The 17346-nt window shown below is 62.3% G+C and carries 16 protein-coding genes; 6 read left to right on the top strand and 10 right to left on the bottom strand.

Annotated elements, in window-relative coordinates; all coding sequences use genetic code 11:
- Positions 1–27: 27 nt before the first annotated feature.
- Positions 28–1068 (bottom strand): phosphate ABC transporter substrate-binding protein PstS, encoded by a 1041-nt coding sequence (pstS, locus tag AVKW3434_RS01570; protein ID WP_272568958.1) that lies wholly within the window; start codon positions 1066–1068, stop codon positions 28–30.
- Positions 1069–1260: 192 nt separating this feature from the next.
- Here pstS and AVKW3434_RS01565 point away from each other — a divergent pair, with 192 nt between their 5' ends.
- From AVKW3434_RS01565 to AVKW3434_RS01555, 3 genes are all read left to right on the top strand, one after another.
- Complete coding sequence (locus AVKW3434_RS01565) at positions 1261–1755, top strand: fasciclin domain-containing protein (protein WP_284403799.1); 495 nt, start codon at positions 1261–1263, stop codon at positions 1753–1755.
- A 125-nt stretch (positions 1756–1880) separates the two neighbouring features.
- The gene (locus AVKW3434_RS01560) at positions 1881–3359 is read left to right on the top strand and encodes a Ppx/GppA phosphatase family protein (RefSeq protein WP_284404581.1); all 1479 of its coding nucleotides are present in this window, start codon (positions 1881–1883) and stop codon (positions 3357–3359) included.
- A 60-nt stretch (positions 3360–3419) separates the two neighbouring features.
- On the top strand, positions 3420–3893 hold the full coding sequence (locus AVKW3434_RS01555) for a hypothetical protein (RefSeq protein ID WP_284403797.1): 474 nt from the start codon (positions 3420–3422) through the stop codon (positions 3891–3893).
- Between the two features lie 51 nt (positions 3894–3944).
- Here AVKW3434_RS01555 and AVKW3434_RS01550 read toward each other — a convergent pair whose 3' ends face one another.
- From AVKW3434_RS01550 to AVKW3434_RS01540, 3 genes are all read right to left on the bottom strand, one after another.
- Positions 3945–4409, bottom strand: a complete 465-nt coding sequence (locus AVKW3434_RS01550) for a SixA phosphatase family protein (protein ID WP_272568952.1) — start codon at positions 4407–4409, stop codon at positions 3945–3947.
- Positions 4406–6592 carry a polyphosphate kinase 1 gene (gene ppk1 / locus AVKW3434_RS01545; RefSeq protein WP_502869027.1) on the bottom strand — a complete coding sequence of 729 codons (2187 nt, stop codon included), beginning with the start codon at positions 6590–6592 and terminating at the stop codon, positions 4406–4408. The genes AVKW3434_RS01550 and ppk1 overlap by 4 nt, the downstream gene beginning before the upstream one ends.
- Positions 6593–6710: 118 nt before the next feature.
- On the bottom strand, positions 6711–7547 hold the full coding sequence (locus tag AVKW3434_RS01540) for a GNAT family N-acetyltransferase (protein ID WP_284400997.1): 837 nt from the start codon (positions 7545–7547) through the stop codon (positions 6711–6713).
- Between the two features lie 259 nt (positions 7548–7806).
- On the opposite strand from AVKW3434_RS01540, the gene AVKW3434_RS01535 reads away from it, so the two are divergent.
- Complete coding sequence (locus AVKW3434_RS01535) at positions 7807–10026, top strand: sensor domain-containing protein (protein ID WP_284403795.1); 2220 nt, start codon at positions 7807–7809, stop codon at positions 10024–10026.
- A gap of 52 nt (positions 10027–10078) precedes the next feature.
- Here AVKW3434_RS01535 and glmM read toward each other — a convergent pair whose 3' ends face one another.
- From glmM to AVKW3434_RS01515, 4 genes are all read right to left on the bottom strand, one after another.
- The gene (glmM, locus tag AVKW3434_RS01530; RefSeq protein ID WP_284403793.1) at positions 10079–11413 is read right to left on the bottom strand and encodes a phosphoglucosamine mutase; all 1335 of its coding nucleotides are present in this window, start codon (positions 11411–11413) and stop codon (positions 10079–10081) included.
- A gap of 34 nt (positions 11414–11447) precedes the next feature.
- Positions 11448–12287, bottom strand: coding sequence for a dihydropteroate synthase (gene folP / locus AVKW3434_RS01525; protein WP_284404577.1), 840 nt, complete (start codon positions 12285–12287; stop codon positions 11448–11450).
- A gap of 84 nt (positions 12288–12371) precedes the next feature.
- The gene (gene ftsH / locus AVKW3434_RS01520) at positions 12372–14291 is read right to left on the bottom strand and encodes an ATP-dependent zinc metalloprotease FtsH (protein ID WP_272568943.1); all 1920 of its coding nucleotides are present in this window, start codon (positions 14289–14291) and stop codon (positions 12372–12374) included.
- A 189-nt stretch (positions 14292–14480) separates the two neighbouring features.
- Positions 14481–15143, bottom strand: coding sequence for an RlmE family RNA methyltransferase (locus AVKW3434_RS01515; RefSeq protein WP_284403791.1), 663 nt, complete (start codon positions 15141–15143; stop codon positions 14481–14483).
- A 20-nt stretch (positions 15144–15163) separates the two neighbouring features.
- On the opposite strand from AVKW3434_RS01515, the gene AVKW3434_RS01510 reads away from it, so the two are divergent.
- Both AVKW3434_RS01510 and AVKW3434_RS01505 read left to right on the top strand, forming a co-directional pair.
- Positions 15164–15640 carry a YhbY family RNA-binding protein gene (locus AVKW3434_RS01510; protein WP_284403789.1) on the top strand — a complete coding sequence of 159 codons (477 nt, stop codon included), beginning with the start codon at positions 15164–15166 and terminating at the stop codon, positions 15638–15640.
- A complete protein-coding gene (locus AVKW3434_RS01505) occupies positions 15640–16383 on the top strand; it encodes a glycosyltransferase (RefSeq protein WP_284403787.1) in 744 nt (247 codons plus the stop codon). The genes AVKW3434_RS01510 and AVKW3434_RS01505 overlap by 1 nt, the downstream gene beginning before the upstream one ends.
- 36 nt (positions 16384–16419) lie before the next feature.
- Here the strand turns inward: AVKW3434_RS01505 and AVKW3434_RS01500 are convergent, their stop codons facing one another.
- On the bottom strand, positions 16420–16827 hold the full coding sequence (locus AVKW3434_RS01500; protein ID WP_284403785.1) for a DUF4149 domain-containing protein: 408 nt from the start codon (positions 16825–16827) through the stop codon (positions 16420–16422).
- A 15-nt stretch (positions 16828–16842) separates the two neighbouring features.
- Positions 16843–17319, bottom strand: a complete 477-nt coding sequence (greA, locus tag AVKW3434_RS01495) for a transcription elongation factor GreA (protein WP_272568938.1) — start codon at positions 17317–17319, stop codon at positions 16843–16845.
- Between the last annotated feature and the right edge of the window lie 27 nt (positions 17320–17346).

Below are 17346 nucleotides of genomic sequence, written 5' to 3'. Positions count from 1 at the left end.
GGCCCGCGTCGGCGGGCCACCATGGGATCACTTCAGCGAAACGGCTTTGCCGGAAGTGTCCTTGATGTCACCCCAGGACTTGATGATGACGTTCTTCACGGAGTCGGGCATGGGCACGTAGTCCAGGTCCGCTGCCGTCTTGTCACCCGACTTGTAGGCCCACTCGAAGAACTTGAGCGAGGTGGTTGCCTGCGTGGGCTTGTCCTGCGTCTTGTGCATCAGGATGAAGGTGGCACCCGTGATCGGCCATGCATCCTTGCCTGGCTGGTTGGTGAGGATCTGATAGAAGCTCTTGGCCCAGTCGGCGCCGGCAGCGGCGGCCTTGAAGGCGCTGTCTTCCGGCGACACGAAAGCGCCGTCCGCATTCTGCAGCTGTACGTAGTTCAGCTTGTTCTGCTTCACATAGGCGTATTCCACGTAGCCGATGGAGTTCGGCAGACGACCCACGAAAGCAGCAACGCCTTCGTTGCCCTTGCCGCCGGCGCCGGTGGGCCAGTTCACGGCGGTGCCCTCACCCACCTTGGACTTCCACTCGGCATTCACCTTGGACAGGTAGTTCGTGAAAATGAAGCTGGTGCCCGAGCCGTCCGCACGGCGGACGGGAGCGATGGCGGCGTCCGGAAGGTTCACACCGGGGTTCAGCGCCTTGATGGCCGCATCGTTCCAGTTCGTGACCTTGCCCAGGTAGATATCGCCCAGCACCTGCCCGCTCAGCTTGATCTGGCCGGGCGAGATGCCCTTGATGTTCACCACGGGAACCACGCCACCGATCACGGTGGGGAACTGCAGCAAGCCCTTCTTGGCCAGTTCGTCATCCTTGAGGGGAGCGTCGGACGCACCGAAGTCCACCGTCTTGGCTTCGATCTGGCGCAGGCCGGCACCCGAGCCCACCGACTGGTAGTTGATCTTGACGCCGGTGGCCTTGTTGTAGTCGGCAGCCCACTTGGAATACAGCGGTGCGGGGAAACTCGCGCCAGCACCCGTGGCTTCCTGCTGGGCCCAGGCGCTGGAAAAAGCGCCGGCCGCGACCACACCAGACACCAGAATCCGAATCACAGACAGTTTCATGTAGGAACCTCTTGGTTGAAAGAATCAGTGAGGCGACTCTAGAAGCGCTTTATGACACCATCGTGACATCTCCTGCAAGCTGTCATTCACGATTTTCAGAGGGACAGCTGCCCGCATTTGTCACGCAATCGTCATCATTGCTGCGTAGCCTCCGGCGCACCGACCCCGTCGGCAACCCTTCGGAGAACCAACATGTACCGCCGCTACGTCTTTCCTTTTTTGCTCGCTGCCCTGACTGCCGCGACGCTGAGCGCTTGTGCCACGGGCCCCAGCGCCTCCGGCTCCATTCCCGCCACGCTGGCGGCAACCCCCTCCATCAGCACATTCCGCACACTGGCCACGCAAGCCGGTCTGGCGGATACGCTGGCTGCCAACGGCCCTTACACGGTCTTCGCCCCTTCCGATGAAGCATTCAAGGCTGTGCCAGCCAAGACGATGGCAGAACTCCAGGCCGATAAATCCAAGCTCCAGGCCGTCTTGAACTACCACATCGTTCCCAAGCGACTGACTGCGGCCGACATCCAGCCTGGCTCGGCGAAAACCCTGCAAGGCAGTGAAATCACCCTGTCGCGCGCCGGCACCTTCGTGACCGTGGAAGATGCGATGGTCGTTCAAGCCGACATTCCCGCCAGCAACGGGGTGGTGCACGTGGTCGACCGCGTGCTGATGCCACCGGCCAAGAAGTAACTGAATCGACATTGCAGGAGGGGCGGCATCCCCCGCCCTTCCTGGCACAGCTCCGATGCGCCATCGACTGGAGAGGCAGGTGCTATGCTGCCCCGCCTGAAAACCAGCGCGCCTTGCGCAACAACATGCACGACGGAACACTGCTTGCCGCTGTGGATCTCGGATCCAACAGCTTTCGCCTGGAAATCGGGCGTTTCGAACACGGCCATATCCAGCGTGTGGAATACCTCAAGGAAACGGTTCGCCAGGGCAATGGCCTGGATGAAGACCGCAACCTGACCCCCGAGGCCATGCAGCGCGGTTGGGACTGCCTTGCCCGCTTTGCCGAACGCCTGACCGCCTTCGAACCCCATCACGTCCGTGCCGTCGCCACGCAGACCCTGCGGGAAGCGCGCAATCGCGAGGTGTTTCTCCAACGCGGCAGCGACATCCTGGGTCACCGGATCGAAGTGGTCTCGGGCCCCGAAGAAGCCCGCCTGATCTATCAAGGGGTTGCGCGGCTGCTTCCACAATCCGACGAGCGTCGGCTGGTCGTGGACATTGGCGGAAGATCCACCGAACTGATCCTGGGACAGCAATTTTCGGCGCGTGCCGTCGCGTCCTATCGGGTGGGCAGCGTGGCCTGGTCCAGCCGGTATTTTCCAGAAGGCATCTTCACGCCCCAGGCATTCCGAACGGCCGAGATCGCAGCCCAGGCCGTGCTGGACGAAGCGCTCAACGTCTACCGGCCGGACACCTGGGACGTGGCTTACGGGTCCTCCGGCACGGTCGGGGCAGTGGGGGATGTGCTGGCCGCAGCAGGCCATCCCAGTGGACTCGTCACACGCCAAGGGCTGGATTGGCTGCAGGAGCAGTTGCTGCGTGTCCGATCGGCAGACCGCCTGCGCATGGAAGGGCTCAAGGAAGAACGCCGCAGCGTGATCGGCGGCGGACTCAGTGTGCTGCGTGCCATTTTCGAGTTGTTGCAGATCGATCAGATGCAGGTGGCTCAAGGGGCATTGCGCCAAGGGGCCCTGTACGACCTGCTCGACCGTGAACTGCCGGAAACCGACTTGCGCTCTTCCACGGTGCGGGGATTGATGCACCGGTTCGCGGTGGACATCGAGCACGCGGAGCGGGTCGCAAGGACGGCCTGTTCGTTGTTCACGCAGGCGTGCCGCAAAAACTGCGAGCGCGCCGAGCGAAAACTGGCGTGGGCCGCGCAGTTGCACGAAGTGGGCTGCCGCATTTCGCACAGCGAGTACCACCACCATGGCGCGTACATCCTGGACCATACCGACGCTGCCGGCTTTGCGGTATGGGAACTGCACCGGCTGGGCCTGCTGGTGAAAGGCCATCGGGGGAAGGTCCGCAAGCTCGAAGCCGACCTTGACGATCCCGACCTGGCGCTGCAGCTGGTCTGCCTGCGGATCGCCGTGGCGCTTTGCCACGCCCGCCGCACACCCGACATGCAAGGGTTGTCGCTTTCCCAGCAAGGCAATCGATTCGCTTTGTCCACACGCCCCGGATGGTCGGCCGCGTATCCACAGTCCGCTCATCTTCTCCGCGAAGAGAGCACGGCATGGATCAAAACGCCTTGGGAGTTCGCAGCAGAACTGCAGTGATGGACCAATCGTCGGATGAAACGGTATAAACTGTATATACCGTTTTTTCATTCGACTCATATGCCCAATACGTCAGACGTCTCCACCACTTCTGTCTCGAACACCGCAGCAACCCCTGCTCCCGCAGCGAGTGCCACCCCTTCGGCCAAACCCGCCGCACGCAGTAAGGCAGCTGCTCCGAAGAAAGCCCCGGCCCGCAAGGCGGCGGCCAAGCCCGCTGTGGCCAGCCCGGCCCGCGACACCAAGGCCAAGAAGCCCAAGCTCGTGCGTGACAGCTTCACCATTCCCAAAGACGAGTACGCCGCCATCGAAGCATTGAAGCTGCGCACAGGACAATTGGGCACAACAGCCAAGAAGAGCGAATTGCTGCGTGCGGGCCTCAAGCTGCTCTCGGCGTTGGGTGACGATGCCTTGGCGAAGGCACTGCAGGCTGTTCCGTCCATCAAGACCGGCCGGCCTAAGGCGCAAACGCCTGCGCAACCTGCGCCCGTCGCCAAGAAGGCTGCCAAGCCGGCGAAAACGGCGCGCAAGTAAGCCAAGGGCATCGAGCGCCGGTTGGCCCTGGCGCTCATGCTGTTGCTGGTCTCAGAGAAAATCCGGGGACTGCACCGCCAGCAGGATGGTTTCCGTGGTTTCCGGCCGTTGCCGCTGACGCAGCCACCACACCGCCCCTTTGCGGATGGCGCATTCCGGCGCCTGCAAGGCCAAAAGGCTTGCCACGGCTTGGCCCAACACTGGCTGATGCCCCACCACCAGCACTGCACCGCGGGACTTCGGCCATTGCGCCAGTTCAAGCAGTTCCTGCGGGGTGCCGCCAGGCAGCAGTTCGGCGCGCAGTTTGTACTTGCGCCCCAGGGCCTTCGCGGTGGCCTCGGTTCGACGTGCGGGGCTGGACAGCACGCGCAACCCATCGGGCAGTTGCCGATCCAGCCAAGCCGCCATGCGCGCAGCTTGTTTCTCTCCGCGCGCGGTCAAAGGACGATCCAGATCGTCTTCTCCCTCACGAAGCTCTTCAGCCTCCGCATGGCGCCAGAGGATCAGATCCATCATGCCTTGGAGCTGCCGCCGCCGTGGGCCATTGTTCGGCCGGCCGCCGCAGCATAGCGGTCCATCAGTGCTTTTTGCGCACCTTTGCCAGACACGGGATGCGGCGCGCGCTCATACGTACCATCGGGCTGCAGAGTCCAGGCATCCCGATCGTCCTGCAGGTAAGCCACCAGACATTCATCGATGATGCGCTGCCGCAGTTCCTTGTCCGTGATGGGCCAGGCCAGTTCGACACGCCGCAGCATGTTGCGGTTCATCCAGTCCGCGCTGGACAGATACAGATCCTCTGCCTTGCCCGCCCGGAAATAGAACACCCGGGTGTGCTCCAGAAAACGTCCGATGACCGAGCGCACCCGAATGTTGTCCGTGGTGCCCTTGCGTTGCGCCGGCAGCATGCAGGCACCCCGGACGATGAGATCGATGCGCGCACCTTGCTGCCCCGCCTTGATGAGCGCTCGCATCAGCACATCGTCCGTCAGGGCATTCATCTTGGCCACGATGCGGGCATCTTCGCCCTTGGCCGCAGCCTCCCCCACCCGCTCGATCATGTCCAGCATGTGCTGCTGCAAATGGAAGGGCGCGAGCACCAGCTTGCGCAATTTGGGCAGCTTGTTCTGGCTCGCCAGATGATTGAACACCGCATCCATGTCTGCGGTGACTTCGGCATCGGCCGTGAAATAGCTCAGATCGGTATACAGGCGGGCGGTCCGCGGGTTGTAGTTGCCCGTGGAAAGATGGCCATAACGGCGCAGGTGCCGCCCTTCGCGGCGCGTGACCAGCAGCATCTTGGCGTGTGTCTTCAGGCCCACCACACCGTACACGACCTGCGCCCCGATAGACTCCAGGGCTTCCGCCCAATTGATGTTGGCCTCTTCGTCGAAGCGCGCCTTCAGTTCCACCACCGCCATGACTTCCTTGCCGCGCCGAACGGCCTCCCGCAGCAACTCCATCAACTCCGAATCGGCCCCCGTGCGGTAAATGGTTTGCTTGATGGCAAGCACCTGCGGGTCGTTCACCGCCTCGCGCAGAAAGGCCAGCACCGCGTCGAAACTCTCGAAAGGCTGGTGGGCCAGCACATCGCGCCGCCCGATCTGTTCGATAAGCGAGCTTCCCGACTGGATTTGACGCGGCCAGACCGAACGCCATGGAGGAAACAGCAGTTCTGGATCGTTCACCAGGTCCACCAACTGCGAAAGCCTCACCAGATTCACAGGGCCGTGCACGCGGTACAGCGCCGCATCGGGAAGGGCAAACTGCAATTGCAGGAAATCGGACAAGAACCGCGAGCAGCTCGATGACACTTCCAGACGCACCGCTTGACCATAGTGGCGATGCTCCAGACCCTGGCGAAGGGCCGTGCGCAGGTTGCGCACATCGTCTTCATCCACGGCCAGATCGGAATGGCGCGTGACACGGAACTGGGAAAACTCCGTCACTTCGCGCCCGGTGAAGAGCTCCGCCAGGTGTGCCCGCACAATGCTGGACAGACTGACAAATTGCGCTCCCGTCACAGCCACTTTGGCGGGCATGCGTATCAGGCGCGGCAAGACGCGAGGCACCTTGACGATGGCAATCTCGTTCTCGCGTCCGAAGGCATCGTTGCCTTTCAAACGCACGATGAAGTTCAGTGACTTGTTGGCGACCTGTGGAAACGGATGCGAAGGGTCCAGGCCGACCGGAATCAGCAAAGGCCTGACTTCCCGATCAAAGTATTCGTTCACCCAGCGTCTCTGTGCCCCGGTACGGTCGCCGTGGGACACGATGTGGATGTTCTGGGCCGCGAAGGCCGGGGTGAGCGATTCGTTGTACAGCGCATATTGCCGCGCGACGAGGTCATGGGCCTTGGCGGCCAACTCCTCGAACGAAGCGACGGTATACGGACCTTTGGTATCGCCGTTCTGGGCGGCGGTCAGATGGGCCGCGGCACGCACCTCGAAAAATTCATCGAGATTGGAAGAAACGATGCAGAGGTATCGCAGGCGCTCGAGCAGCGGCACATCGGTCCGCGCGGCCCAGTCGAATACCCGCTCGTTGAAAGCAAGGATGCTGTGGTCGCGGTTGAGAAAATCAGGATCGGAGTTCAACGATTTCTCTGGCAAAGGGGGCGCATTGGCCTCCTCGACTTCCCCGGTAGGCACAGCAGATTGAAGAGGCGATTCGGGGAGGGGCTCTGAAGGCGACGGCATGACTGCTTTGAAAGGGATGGGTTCCACCCCAGTATTGGCAGTCACCATGACATTTTCATGACAATCCGGTGGAGGTGTCACGGAAGGTTTGCTGAGGTTCATGACAGATAAAGCGCCGTCACACTCCGAGGAAGTGCTTTCGGTATCGCGAAGGCAAATCCGCAATGCGCATGAGCATCGGCAAATCGGCTGAGTTGAAATCGGGGTCCCAGGCCGGCGCACCGAGAACGCGCGCACCCAAGCGCAAATAGCCCTTGATGAGGGCGGGCGGCTCGATAGCCAGCGACCCGTCCAGTTGGTCCACAGGCAGCGGCAGCCGCGGGCGCACATGGAACTCGATGGGCGCTAGATGCGACTTCTGCACTTGGCTCCAGATGCTTGCAGCCGCATCGCCGCTCACCACCCCGTTGTGCAGCATGGGAATGCTGGCGCAACCGATCATGGTGTCGAGTTGATTGCGCACCATGAAGTCCGCCAGGGCGCTCCAAAGCGCCAGAATCACGCCCCCGTGCCGGTAGTCCGGATGGACACAGCTGCGTCCCAGTTCGACCATGCGAGAGCGGAGCGTGCGCAGCCGCGTCAGGTCGAATTCGGTATCGCTGTAGGTACCGCCGACCCGGCGCGCTTGAGCGGGAGTGAGTACGCGGTAGGTGCCAATGACCTGACGCGTGACCGTGTCCCGAACCAGCAGATGCTCGCAATATTCGTCAAAAAGGTCCACGTCATGGCCGGCCACCGAGGTATTGAGGCGCGCGCCCATCTCCGACGCAAACACCTCGAACCTCAGGCGCTGGGCTTCCCGGACTTCGTCGAGGTGCCGCGCCCAAGCCACTTCCACGCCGCCCTCGGTGGACAAACGGCTTGCCACATCGCCCGAATGGCCAGGGCGATGAAGTGACCCCCTGGGCAATGAGTCTGGACACAAGGGCATCGTCGGGATGGGTAGTTCGTTCACTCGTCTCTCCCTGCAAGGGTGGTTGGATCACAGCTTGAAGGAGCGTTGCCCTTCCCGCTTGGACGAGACTGTGGCAAATGGCAGTGACGCCGCCATGTCCAGGCCATGACAGCTTCATGACGTGGAAAGAAGGACGCCAGCCCTCCCAGGAAAAAGCATCCATCGCGCTTTTGATCGAGACAATCCCGAACTCAGGATTTCAGGGGCGACTGCTACACTTTCGTACAACTTGCCGCCCGCCAGGGCTTCACTCATTTCCATGTGCCCCACGCTTGATGCGCCCGTGCTTTCTCAGTCCGGGCCGACTTTGCAACGCATCCTTCGCGAGCAGCAGACTTTGTTGGACAGCGCCGGCGTGGGCATCGTGTTCATCCGCCAACGGCAGATCGTTCGCTGCAACCAGCGCTATGCCGATATCTTTGGCTATGAAACGGTCGAAGAAACCATCGGGCTGAGCAGTCAAGCCCTGTATCCCACCCTCGACGCGTTCCGGGAACTGGGGCGCAATGCCTATCCGGTTCTCGCGCGCGGGGAGACCTATCGCACGGAATGCCAGATGCGGCGCTGCAACGGCCGGTTGTTCTGGAGCAGCTTGGCCGGTCGGCTGATCAACCCAGACGACACGGCGGAAGGATCCATCTGGATCATCGACGACATCGATGAGCAGCGGCATGCGCAAACCCAGCTCCATGCCGTGGTGCAGGAAAAGCAAGCCCTTTTCGACCAGGCCATGGTGGGCATCGCCTTCATCTCCAACCAGCGCATGACGCGCTGCAACCAGCACTTCGAACAGATGCTGGGCTATGGTCCTGGAGAGCTGGCCAACGCAGCGACGCGGCAGTGGCATTTCAGCGACGCGGACTGGGAAGACGCGAAAAAGCGCTGCTATGAACCGCTGCTGGACGGCAAGATCTTCGTGGGCGAGATGACCTTGCGCGGCAAGGATGGCCGCGCCGTGGTGTGCGAGGTGCGTGTCAAGGCCATCGACCCCGCCCGCCCGGCCAATGGATCGGTTTGCATTGCCATGGACGTCAGCGAGCAGCGGCAGGCACAGGCAGAGCTGGCCCGGATGCACGCCGACCTGGAGCTTCAGGTGCACCAGCGCACCCGGCAACTCAGCGAGACCGTGGAAAACCTGCACCGCGAGATCAACGATCGCAAGCACGACCAGGAACGTATCTATTGGCTGGCCCACTACGACCCCTTGACCGGCCTGCCGAACCGCACGCTCCTGGCTGAGCGCAGCCACCACGCGATCCGCGCCGCCAGCGAAGGGGGCACGCCGCTGGCTGTCATCTTCCTCGACCTCGATCACTTCAAGCACGTGAACGACTCGCTGGGCCATCGGGTGGGTGACGCGTTGCTGGTGGAAATCGCCAAAAGGCTGCGGGCCGTCGTCCGCGACAAGGACACCGTGTCGCGCTTAGGGGGCGACGAATTCATCCTGCTGCTGCCCGGGGCGAACGCGCATGGGGCGGCACGGGTCGCAGGCAAGCTGCAGGAGGCGTCGCGCCAGCACTACCAAATCGGGCACCACGAACTCACGATGGCACCTTCGATGGGCATCGCGCTGTTTCCACAGGACGGCGCAGATTTCGACACCCTGACCCAGTCCGCCGATGTGGCCATGTACCGGGCGAAGCTGGACGGCCGCAACACCTACCGCTTCTTCACCCCGGAAATGCAGGCCCAGTCGGTGCGCGCCCTCCTGCTGGAGAATGCCCTGCGCCGCGCTTTGGAGCGAAACCAGCTGCACCTGCACTACCAACCGCAGATCACCATCGCGACAGGGGAGATCCGCAGCGTGGAAGCACTGCTCCGCTGGGAGCACCCCGACCTGGGCAGCATCTCCCCTGCGGAGTTCATCCCCATCGCAGAAGACAGCGGCCAGATCCTGCAGATCGGCGAGTGGGTCATGCAGACAGCCCTGGACCAGTTGCAGCACTGGCACACCATGGGCATGGACTGGCTGGCCATGGCGGTCAATCTATCGGCACTGCAGTTCAGGCAGCCGCAGTTACCCGAACTGGTCAGCCGACTCCTGGACAGCACCTCGCTGCGGGCCAACCGGCTGGAGCTCGAACTGACCGAAGGCGTCGCGGTGGACGACCCCCGTTCCGCCATTGCCACCATGGACCAGCTCCATGCCCGGGGCGTGCGCATGTCCATGGACGATTTCGGAACGGGATATTCTTCGCTGAGCCAACTCAAGCGCTTCCAAATCTACAAGCTCAAGATCGACCAGTCGTTCGTGCGGGACCTGGGCAACGACAGCAACGACCGGGCCATCGTCAGCGCCATCATTCGCATGGCCCAGGCACTGGGCATCCGGACCACGGCCGAGGGCGTGGAAACGAGCGAGCAGCTGTCATACCTTCGCGAGCAAGGGTGCGATGAAGCACAGGGCTATTACTTCAGCAAGCCTTTGCCCGCCCACCAGATCACCGCCCTGCTGCAGCGGCAGCATGCGACGCAATAGGGCCGGATCAGATCCTGCGCCGACTCAGCCCCGGAGCCCGCTGCAGGTGGACTCACCCCGCACGCGCCGCGTCGGCCAGCTGCTGCGCGAAGTGATTGGCATGGTCGGCATTGCTGGCCTCCACCATCACGCGCAGCAGAGGTTCGGTTCCGCTGGCGCGAATCAATACCCGCCCGGTTTCGCCCAACGCCGCCTCGACGGAGCGCAAGGTGTCTGACAAAGTGGTGTTGCTCTTCCAATCCTGCCCCGGTGAGAGCCGGACATTGAGAAGCACCTGCGGAAAGAGTTGCACATTCGCCAGCATGTCCGGCAAACCGCAGGCGTTGCGTACACACGCCTGAAGCACCTGGAGGGCGCTGATGAGGCCATCGCCCGTCGTGTGGCGGTCCAGGGCCAGCAGGTGTCCCGAACCCTCTCCGCCCAAAAGCCAGCGATGGCGAGCAAGCTCTTCCAGCACGTACCGGTCGCCGACTTTGGCACGCACGAACTGCACGCCCTGCGCCTTGAGCGCGAGCTCCACCGCCATGTTGGTCATGAGCGTGCCGACCACGCCCGGCACCGGCTCGCCCCGGCCCAAACGGTCCGAAGCCATGAGATACAGCAATTCGTCACCGTTATAGAGCCGCCCTGCTGCGTCTACCATCTGCAGCCGGTCCGCATCCCCGTCCAGCGCCACGCCGAAGTGCGCATGGTTGGCGCGGACCGCCCGCACCAAGGCTTCGGGGTGGGTCGCTCCGACCTGGTGGTTGATGTTCAGGCCATCGGGCGAGCAGCCGATGGCCAGCACTTCCGCACCCAACTCATGGAACACCTTGGGCGCAATGTGATACGCCGCGCCGTGGGCCGCATCCACCACGATCTTCACCCCCTTGAGGGTCAGATCCTGCGGGAACGTGCTCTTGCAAAATTCGATGTAGCGGCCTGCCGCGTCCTCCAGGCGCCTCGCTTTGCCCAAAGAGGCAGAGTCCGCCCAGACGGGGGCTTCATCCAGCGCCGCCTCCACCGCCATCTCCCACTCGTCGGAGAGCTTCGTGCCTTGCGCGCTGAAGAACTTGATGCCATTGTCCGGATAGGCATTGTGGCTGGCGCTGATCACGACACCGAGGCTTGCGCGCTGGGCACGGGTCAGGTACGCCACGCCGGGTGTGGGCAAAGGGCCCAGCAGCACCACATCCACCCCTGCAGAGTTGAAGCCGGACTCCAGCGCGCTCTCCAGCATGTAGCCGGAAATGCGCGTGTCCTTCCCAATCAACACCGTGGGCCGCTCCTCCTTGCGGCGCAAAACCCGGCCCACCGCATGCGCGAGCCGCAGCACAAAGTCGGGAGTGATGGGCGCCTGCCCTACGGTGCCGCGGATGCCATCCGTACCGAAATATCGACGTGTCATGATTTTTTGCCTCCGCCTGAAGGATATCCGCAGGCTAGAGTGAGGGTGGGGGAATTTGAGAGGCCTGCCAGACTTGCAATGCGGCGACGGTTTCGCGCACGTCGTGCACACGCACGATGCGCGCGCCACGCTCCACGGCCAACAACGCCGCTGCCACGCTCGGGACCATGCGCTCTGAAACCGGCCACTGCGTGACCGCACCGAGCGACGATTTGCGCGACCAGCCAGCCAGCCAGGGGTAGCCCGCGCGGGACAGCAAAGGCTGGCAGGCAAGGAGCGCGAAGTTCTGCTCCACCGTCTTGCCAAAGCCAATGCCGCAGTCCAGCACGATGCGACTCTTTTCGACCCCCAGCGCATGTAAATCTAGGGCACATTGCTCTAAAAAAGATAGCACCTGAGAGACCACGTCTCCCTCCATCGGAGCCGCCTGCATGGTTTGGGGGTCGCGGTGCATGTGCATCAGGCACACCCCGCATGCAGGATGGCCGGCCACCACGGCCATGGCTCCGGGTTGCCGAAGGGCCCAGATGTCGTTGATGATGTCAGCACCCAAGTCCAGCACCGCACGCATCACCTCGGGCTTGTAGGTGTCGATGGACAACGGTACGCCCAGGCCCACCGCCGACCGAACCAGCGGCAACACCCGAGCCAACTCCTCGTCCAGCGAGACGGCGGGACTGCCTGGGCGGGTGGATTCCCCCCCGATGTCCAGAATGTCAGCCCCCTGCGCCAGCAGGCTTTCGCAGTGGCGCATCGCGTCCGTGGTGGTGGCGTGCCGCCCGCCATCGGAAAACGAATCCGGAGTGGCATTCACGATACCCATGACCCGAGGCCGTGAGAGATCGATCTGGAATCGGCTGGTCTGCCAGTGAATCGACACGTGGAATGATTTAAACGAGAAGAACACAAAAACGGGGCACACAGGCCCCGTTGTTGATTGCAGCGTTCCGCCGCAGGCTCAAGCGGCCGAAGGAGCAGGTTCGGTCGTCACGGCCGGCGTGCCGCCGCCCGAGTTATCCCCACCCGACGATGGCGTGCGAGGCGTCCAGTCCTTGGGAGGGCGCGGAGGCTTGCCTGCCATGATGTCGTCGAGCTGCTCGGTGTCGATCGTTTCCCACTCCAACAGCGCCTTGGCCATGGCATGCATCTTGTCGCTGTTGTCTTCGATCAGCTTGCGTGCCAGCGCGTATTGCTCGTCGATGATGCGGCGAACCTCGCCATCGACCTTTTCCATCGTCTGCTCGCTCATGTTGTTGGTCTTGGTCACCGAGCGGCCGAGGAAAACCTCGCCCTCGTTCTCGGCATAGACCATCGGGCCCAGGGCCTCCGTCATGCCGTAGCGCGTCACCATGTCGCGGGCGATCGATGTGGCACGTTCGAAATCATTGCTGGCGCCGGTGGTCATCTGGTTCATGAACACCTCTTCGGCAATCCGTCCGCCGAACAGCATGCTGATCTGGTTCAGCATGTACTCGCGGTCGTAGCTGTAGCGGTCCTTTTCAGGAAGGCTCATGGTCACGCCCAGTGCACGGCCACGGGGGATGATGGTGACCTTGTGAACCGGATCGCACTTGGGCAGCAGCTTGCCGATCAGTGCGTGGCCGGACTCGTGGTAGGCCGTATTGCGGCGCTCTTCCTCGGGCATGACCATGCTCTTGCGCTCGGGGCCCATGATGATCTTGTCCTTGGCCTTCTCGAAGTCCTGCATCTCCACGGTGCGCGCATTGCGGCGGGCCGCCATCAAAGCCGCTTCGTTGCAAAGATTGGCGAGGTCCGCACCCGACATTCCAGGGGTTCCGCGTGCGATCACACTCGGGTTCACGTCCTGGCCCACGGGTACTTTTCGCATGTGCACGTTCAGGATCTGCTCACGGCCGCGGATGTCGGGCAGCGTCACATACACCTGGCGGTCGAATCGGCCCGGACGCAGCAAGGCGGCATCCAGGATATCAGGGCGGTTGGTGGCGGCCACCACGATCACCCCGAGATTGGTCTCGAAGCCGTCCATCTCGACCAGCATCTGGTTCAAGGTCTGTTCGCGTTCGTCATTGCCACCACCCAGGCCGGCGCCGCGCTGGCGGCCCACCGCATCGATTTCATCGATGAAGATGATGCAAGGCGCATTCTTTTTGGCGTTCTCGAACATATCGCGCACGCGGGCTGCGCCCACGCCCACGAACATTTCCACGAAGTCGGAGCCGGAAATGCTGAAAAACGGAACCTTGGCTTCGCCAGCAATGGACTTCGCCAGCAGCGTTTTACCCGTGCCAGGGGGGCCGACCAACAGAAGGCCCCGCGGAATACGGCCACCGAGTTTCTGGAATTTCTGCGGATCCTTCAGGAAGTCGACGACCTCCTTGACTTCTTCCTTGGCTTCATCGCACCCTGCAACGTCAGCAAAGGTCACCTGATTGCTGTTCTCGTCCAGCATGCGGGCCTTGCTCTTGCCGAAGCTGAAAGCCCCGCCCTTGCCGCCACCCTGCATCTGACGCATGAAGTACACCCACACGCCGATCAGCAGCAGCATGGGACCCCAGCTGACGAGCAGGGTCATCAAAAGCGAGCCCTCTTCCCGTGGCTTGACGTCGAACTTGACGTTGTTGTTGATCAGATCGCCCACCAATCCGCGGTCAAGATAGGTCGCGGTAGTGCGCAATTTGCGGTCATCGGTGGTGGTGGCGACGATCTCCGTGCCACCCTGCCCTTCCTGGATGGTCGCGCTCTTGATCCGGTTGCTGCGGACCTCCTCCAGGAATTCGGAGTACCCCACGGAGCCCGCGCTGGCGCCTGAACGGGTGTCGAACTGTTTGAACACCGTAAAGAGCACCATGGCGATGACCAGCCACACGGCAATTTTTGAAAACCACTGATTGTTCAAGCGGGGCTCCAGAAGCAAAGGGGATAACGCCACGAACGTGTCATGGAGACGTCCTAGCGCATTTAGGGCGCATTTTAGGCGTTTCAAGGTGGAAGGCGGTGTGATTTACCCCAGCAGAGGCCATGGTCAACCCATAGGAAGAATGCATTGGCATGGGTCGGAACCGCTGACGAACCGCATTCATACTGCTCAAGCCTGATTTTTCAAGCCGATTCCCACCAAAAAAGTCTCGGAAGATTTGTCCCGCGAGGCTTTGGGCTTGATGGGCTTGACCACCTTGAATGTTTCCTTGAACAACTGCACCAGCTGCGCATACCCACTTCCATGGAACAGCTTGACCACGAGCGCCCCTTCGGGTTTGAGGTGCTGCACGGCGAATTCGACGGCCAGCTCGATCAGGTGGGAAATGCGCGCCGCGTCGGCGGACTCGATTCCGGACAGATTGGGGGCCATGTCGGAAACCACCACGTCGACAGCCCGCCCCTGGACGGCTTCCTGCAACTGCGCAAGAACGTCGTCCTCCCGGAAATCGCCCTGAAGAAAGGCGACCCCCTCGATCGGCTCCATGGGCAGTAGATCCAGGGCGATGATGGTGCCGTTGAGTTGGCCGACTGCCGCGCCTCCTGGCGACATGCGCCGCCGCAGGTACTGGCTCCAGGCACCGGGCGAGGACCCCAGGTCCACCACGACATGCCCTGACTTGATCAGCCCCAGTTGCTCGTCAATCTCCTTGAGCTTGTAAGCGGCACGGGCGCGGTAGCCCTCTTTCTGGGCGAGCTTGACGTAGGTGTCGTTGACATGGTCGTGGAGCCACGCCTTGTTCACCTTCTTGCTTTTCGTGTTTGTTTTCATCCTGCCTCGATAATACGGCCATGCCCCAAATTCAATTGACTCCCGCAGAGCGCCGGGAACACCGCGCCAATGCCCACCATCTGGACCCCGTCGTCCTGATCGGCGGCGATGGGTTGACCCCCGCTGTCCAAAAAGAAATCAACGCTGCCCTCAATGCCCACGGATTGATCAAAGTCCGCGTCTTCAGCGACGACCGGACATCGCGCGAACAGATTTACCAGACATTGGCGGCAGAACTCAACGCTGCGCCGATCCAACACATCGGCAAGTTGCTGGTGCTCTGGCGCCCGCAGCCTCCCAAGGAGCGCACCGTCGACGAAGACCGCTTGCCCGGCCCGCGCGATGTGAAAGTGCTCAAGTTCAGCAAGCGCGGCGGCCAGCGGCCCGAGATCAAGCAGTTGCGCGTCCTTGGCAACCAGCGATTGACGCCCGGCGGCCAGATCAAGCGGGCCAAGAAGCCCAAGCAGAAATCCGTCAAGAAGCGCCAGGCCGATTGATGGGCTCAAGCACGGCGCGAACGCGCCACGTGATCTGCATGAAATGGGGCACCAAATACGGCCCCGAATATGTGAACCGGCTTTACGCCATGGTCCGGCGTCATCTCACTGGCGATTTTCGCTTTGTCTGCCTGACGGATGATTCGACGGGCATCCGGGCCGAAGTGCAATGCCTTCCGATTCCCGCATTGGATCTGCCCGCCGGCATTCCGGAGCGCGGCTGGACCAAGCTCGCCACGTTCAGCGCCGATCTGCATGGCCTGTCAGGCACCGCACTGTTCCTGGACGTGGATGTCGTCGTCACAGGCGGTCTTGATGCCTTTTTCGAAGCGCCGGGCGAGTTCCTGATCATCCATGACTACAAACGGCCATGGCGCATCACAGGCAATTCATCGGTGTATCGGTTCGAGATCGGTTCACACCCCGACGTACTCGAATACTTTCGCGGGCACTTCGATGCCATCCGCCGGAAGTTTCGCAACGAGCAGGCCTACCTTTCGGACTTCCTGCATCAGCAGGGCAAGCTGAGCTACTGGCCCGCAGGCTGGTGCCCCAGCTTCAAGTACCACTGCATCCCTGCATGGCCTTCCAATTATTGGAAGCCGCCAATCGTTCCGGCCGACGCGCGCATCGTGATCTTTCACGGTGAGTGCAACCCGCCGGATGCCCTGGCAGGCCGGCGCAATCGCCGCTTTCGCCACATCCAGCCTGCCACCTGGGTGGCCGAGCACTGGAAAGAGTGAACGGGCAGTGAAAGGACCGCCCCCTGCGCCGAGAAATCAGCGCCGGGACGTTCGCCACAGGACGGCCAAAGCGCATCCCCACTGCAACGCGTACATCACGGTGCCCACGCTGTGCCACAGCCGTAGATTCTGGCGAGCGACGATGCGGGGCGATACGCCGTACTGCACCAGCAACGCCAGTAAAAGCCCACCGATCACGAAGACCAGCGCGGCCTGGGCCCAGTCCTCCTGCGTCTCCGCATGCCGTCGTTTGGACAACAGGAGAAGGCACACGCAGCAAGCGATCGAGACGAAGGTTTGCGCCTCGAAAAGGCGTGCGGCCATGTTGCCTGCCAGCGCCGGTGTGGGCAAATGCACGAACAGGAGCGGTACGGCCAGGAACCCGATGGCCGACAAACTCCCCCACCACAATGCGGCCGCCAGAACGGGCACGCGGTCATACATGGCAGCGTCTTTCGATCAGATGTAGCTCACGCCCACCACTTCATAGCGGCGCAGGCCGCCAGGGGCCTGGACCTCGGCCGTGTCGCCCTCTTCCTTGCCGATCAGCGCGCGAGCGATGGGGCTGGACACATTGATGAGGCCCAGCTTCAGGTCGGCCTCGTCCTCGCCCACGATCTGGTAAGTAACGGCATCGCCGCTTTCTTCGTCTTCCAGCTTCACGGTGGCACCGAACACCACTTTGCCGCCCGCGTCCAGCGCGGTGGGGTCGATGATCTGCGCAGCGGACAACTTGCTCTCGACTTCCTGGATGCGGCCTTCGATGAAACCCTGCCGGTCTTTGGCGGCCTCGTACTCGGCGTTTTCGCTCAAATCGCCCTGGGCACGCGCCTCGGCGATGGCATTGATCACCGCAGGGCGTTCGACGGTCTTCAGACGGTGCAGCTCTTCCTTGAGCTTTTCAGCGCCGCGCTTGGTAATGGGAATGGTGGCCATTGAATCAGTCTCCACGTTCAATTCGAC

It is taken from the genome of Acidovorax sp. SUPP3434 (assembly GCF_030159015.1).
In the GTDB taxonomy this organism is placed as follows: domain Bacteria; phylum Pseudomonadota; class Gammaproteobacteria; order Burkholderiales; family Burkholderiaceae_C; genus Paracidovorax.
Note: the sequence above shows the minus strand (reverse complement) of the source record. Positions and strands in the feature narration are given on the sequence as shown.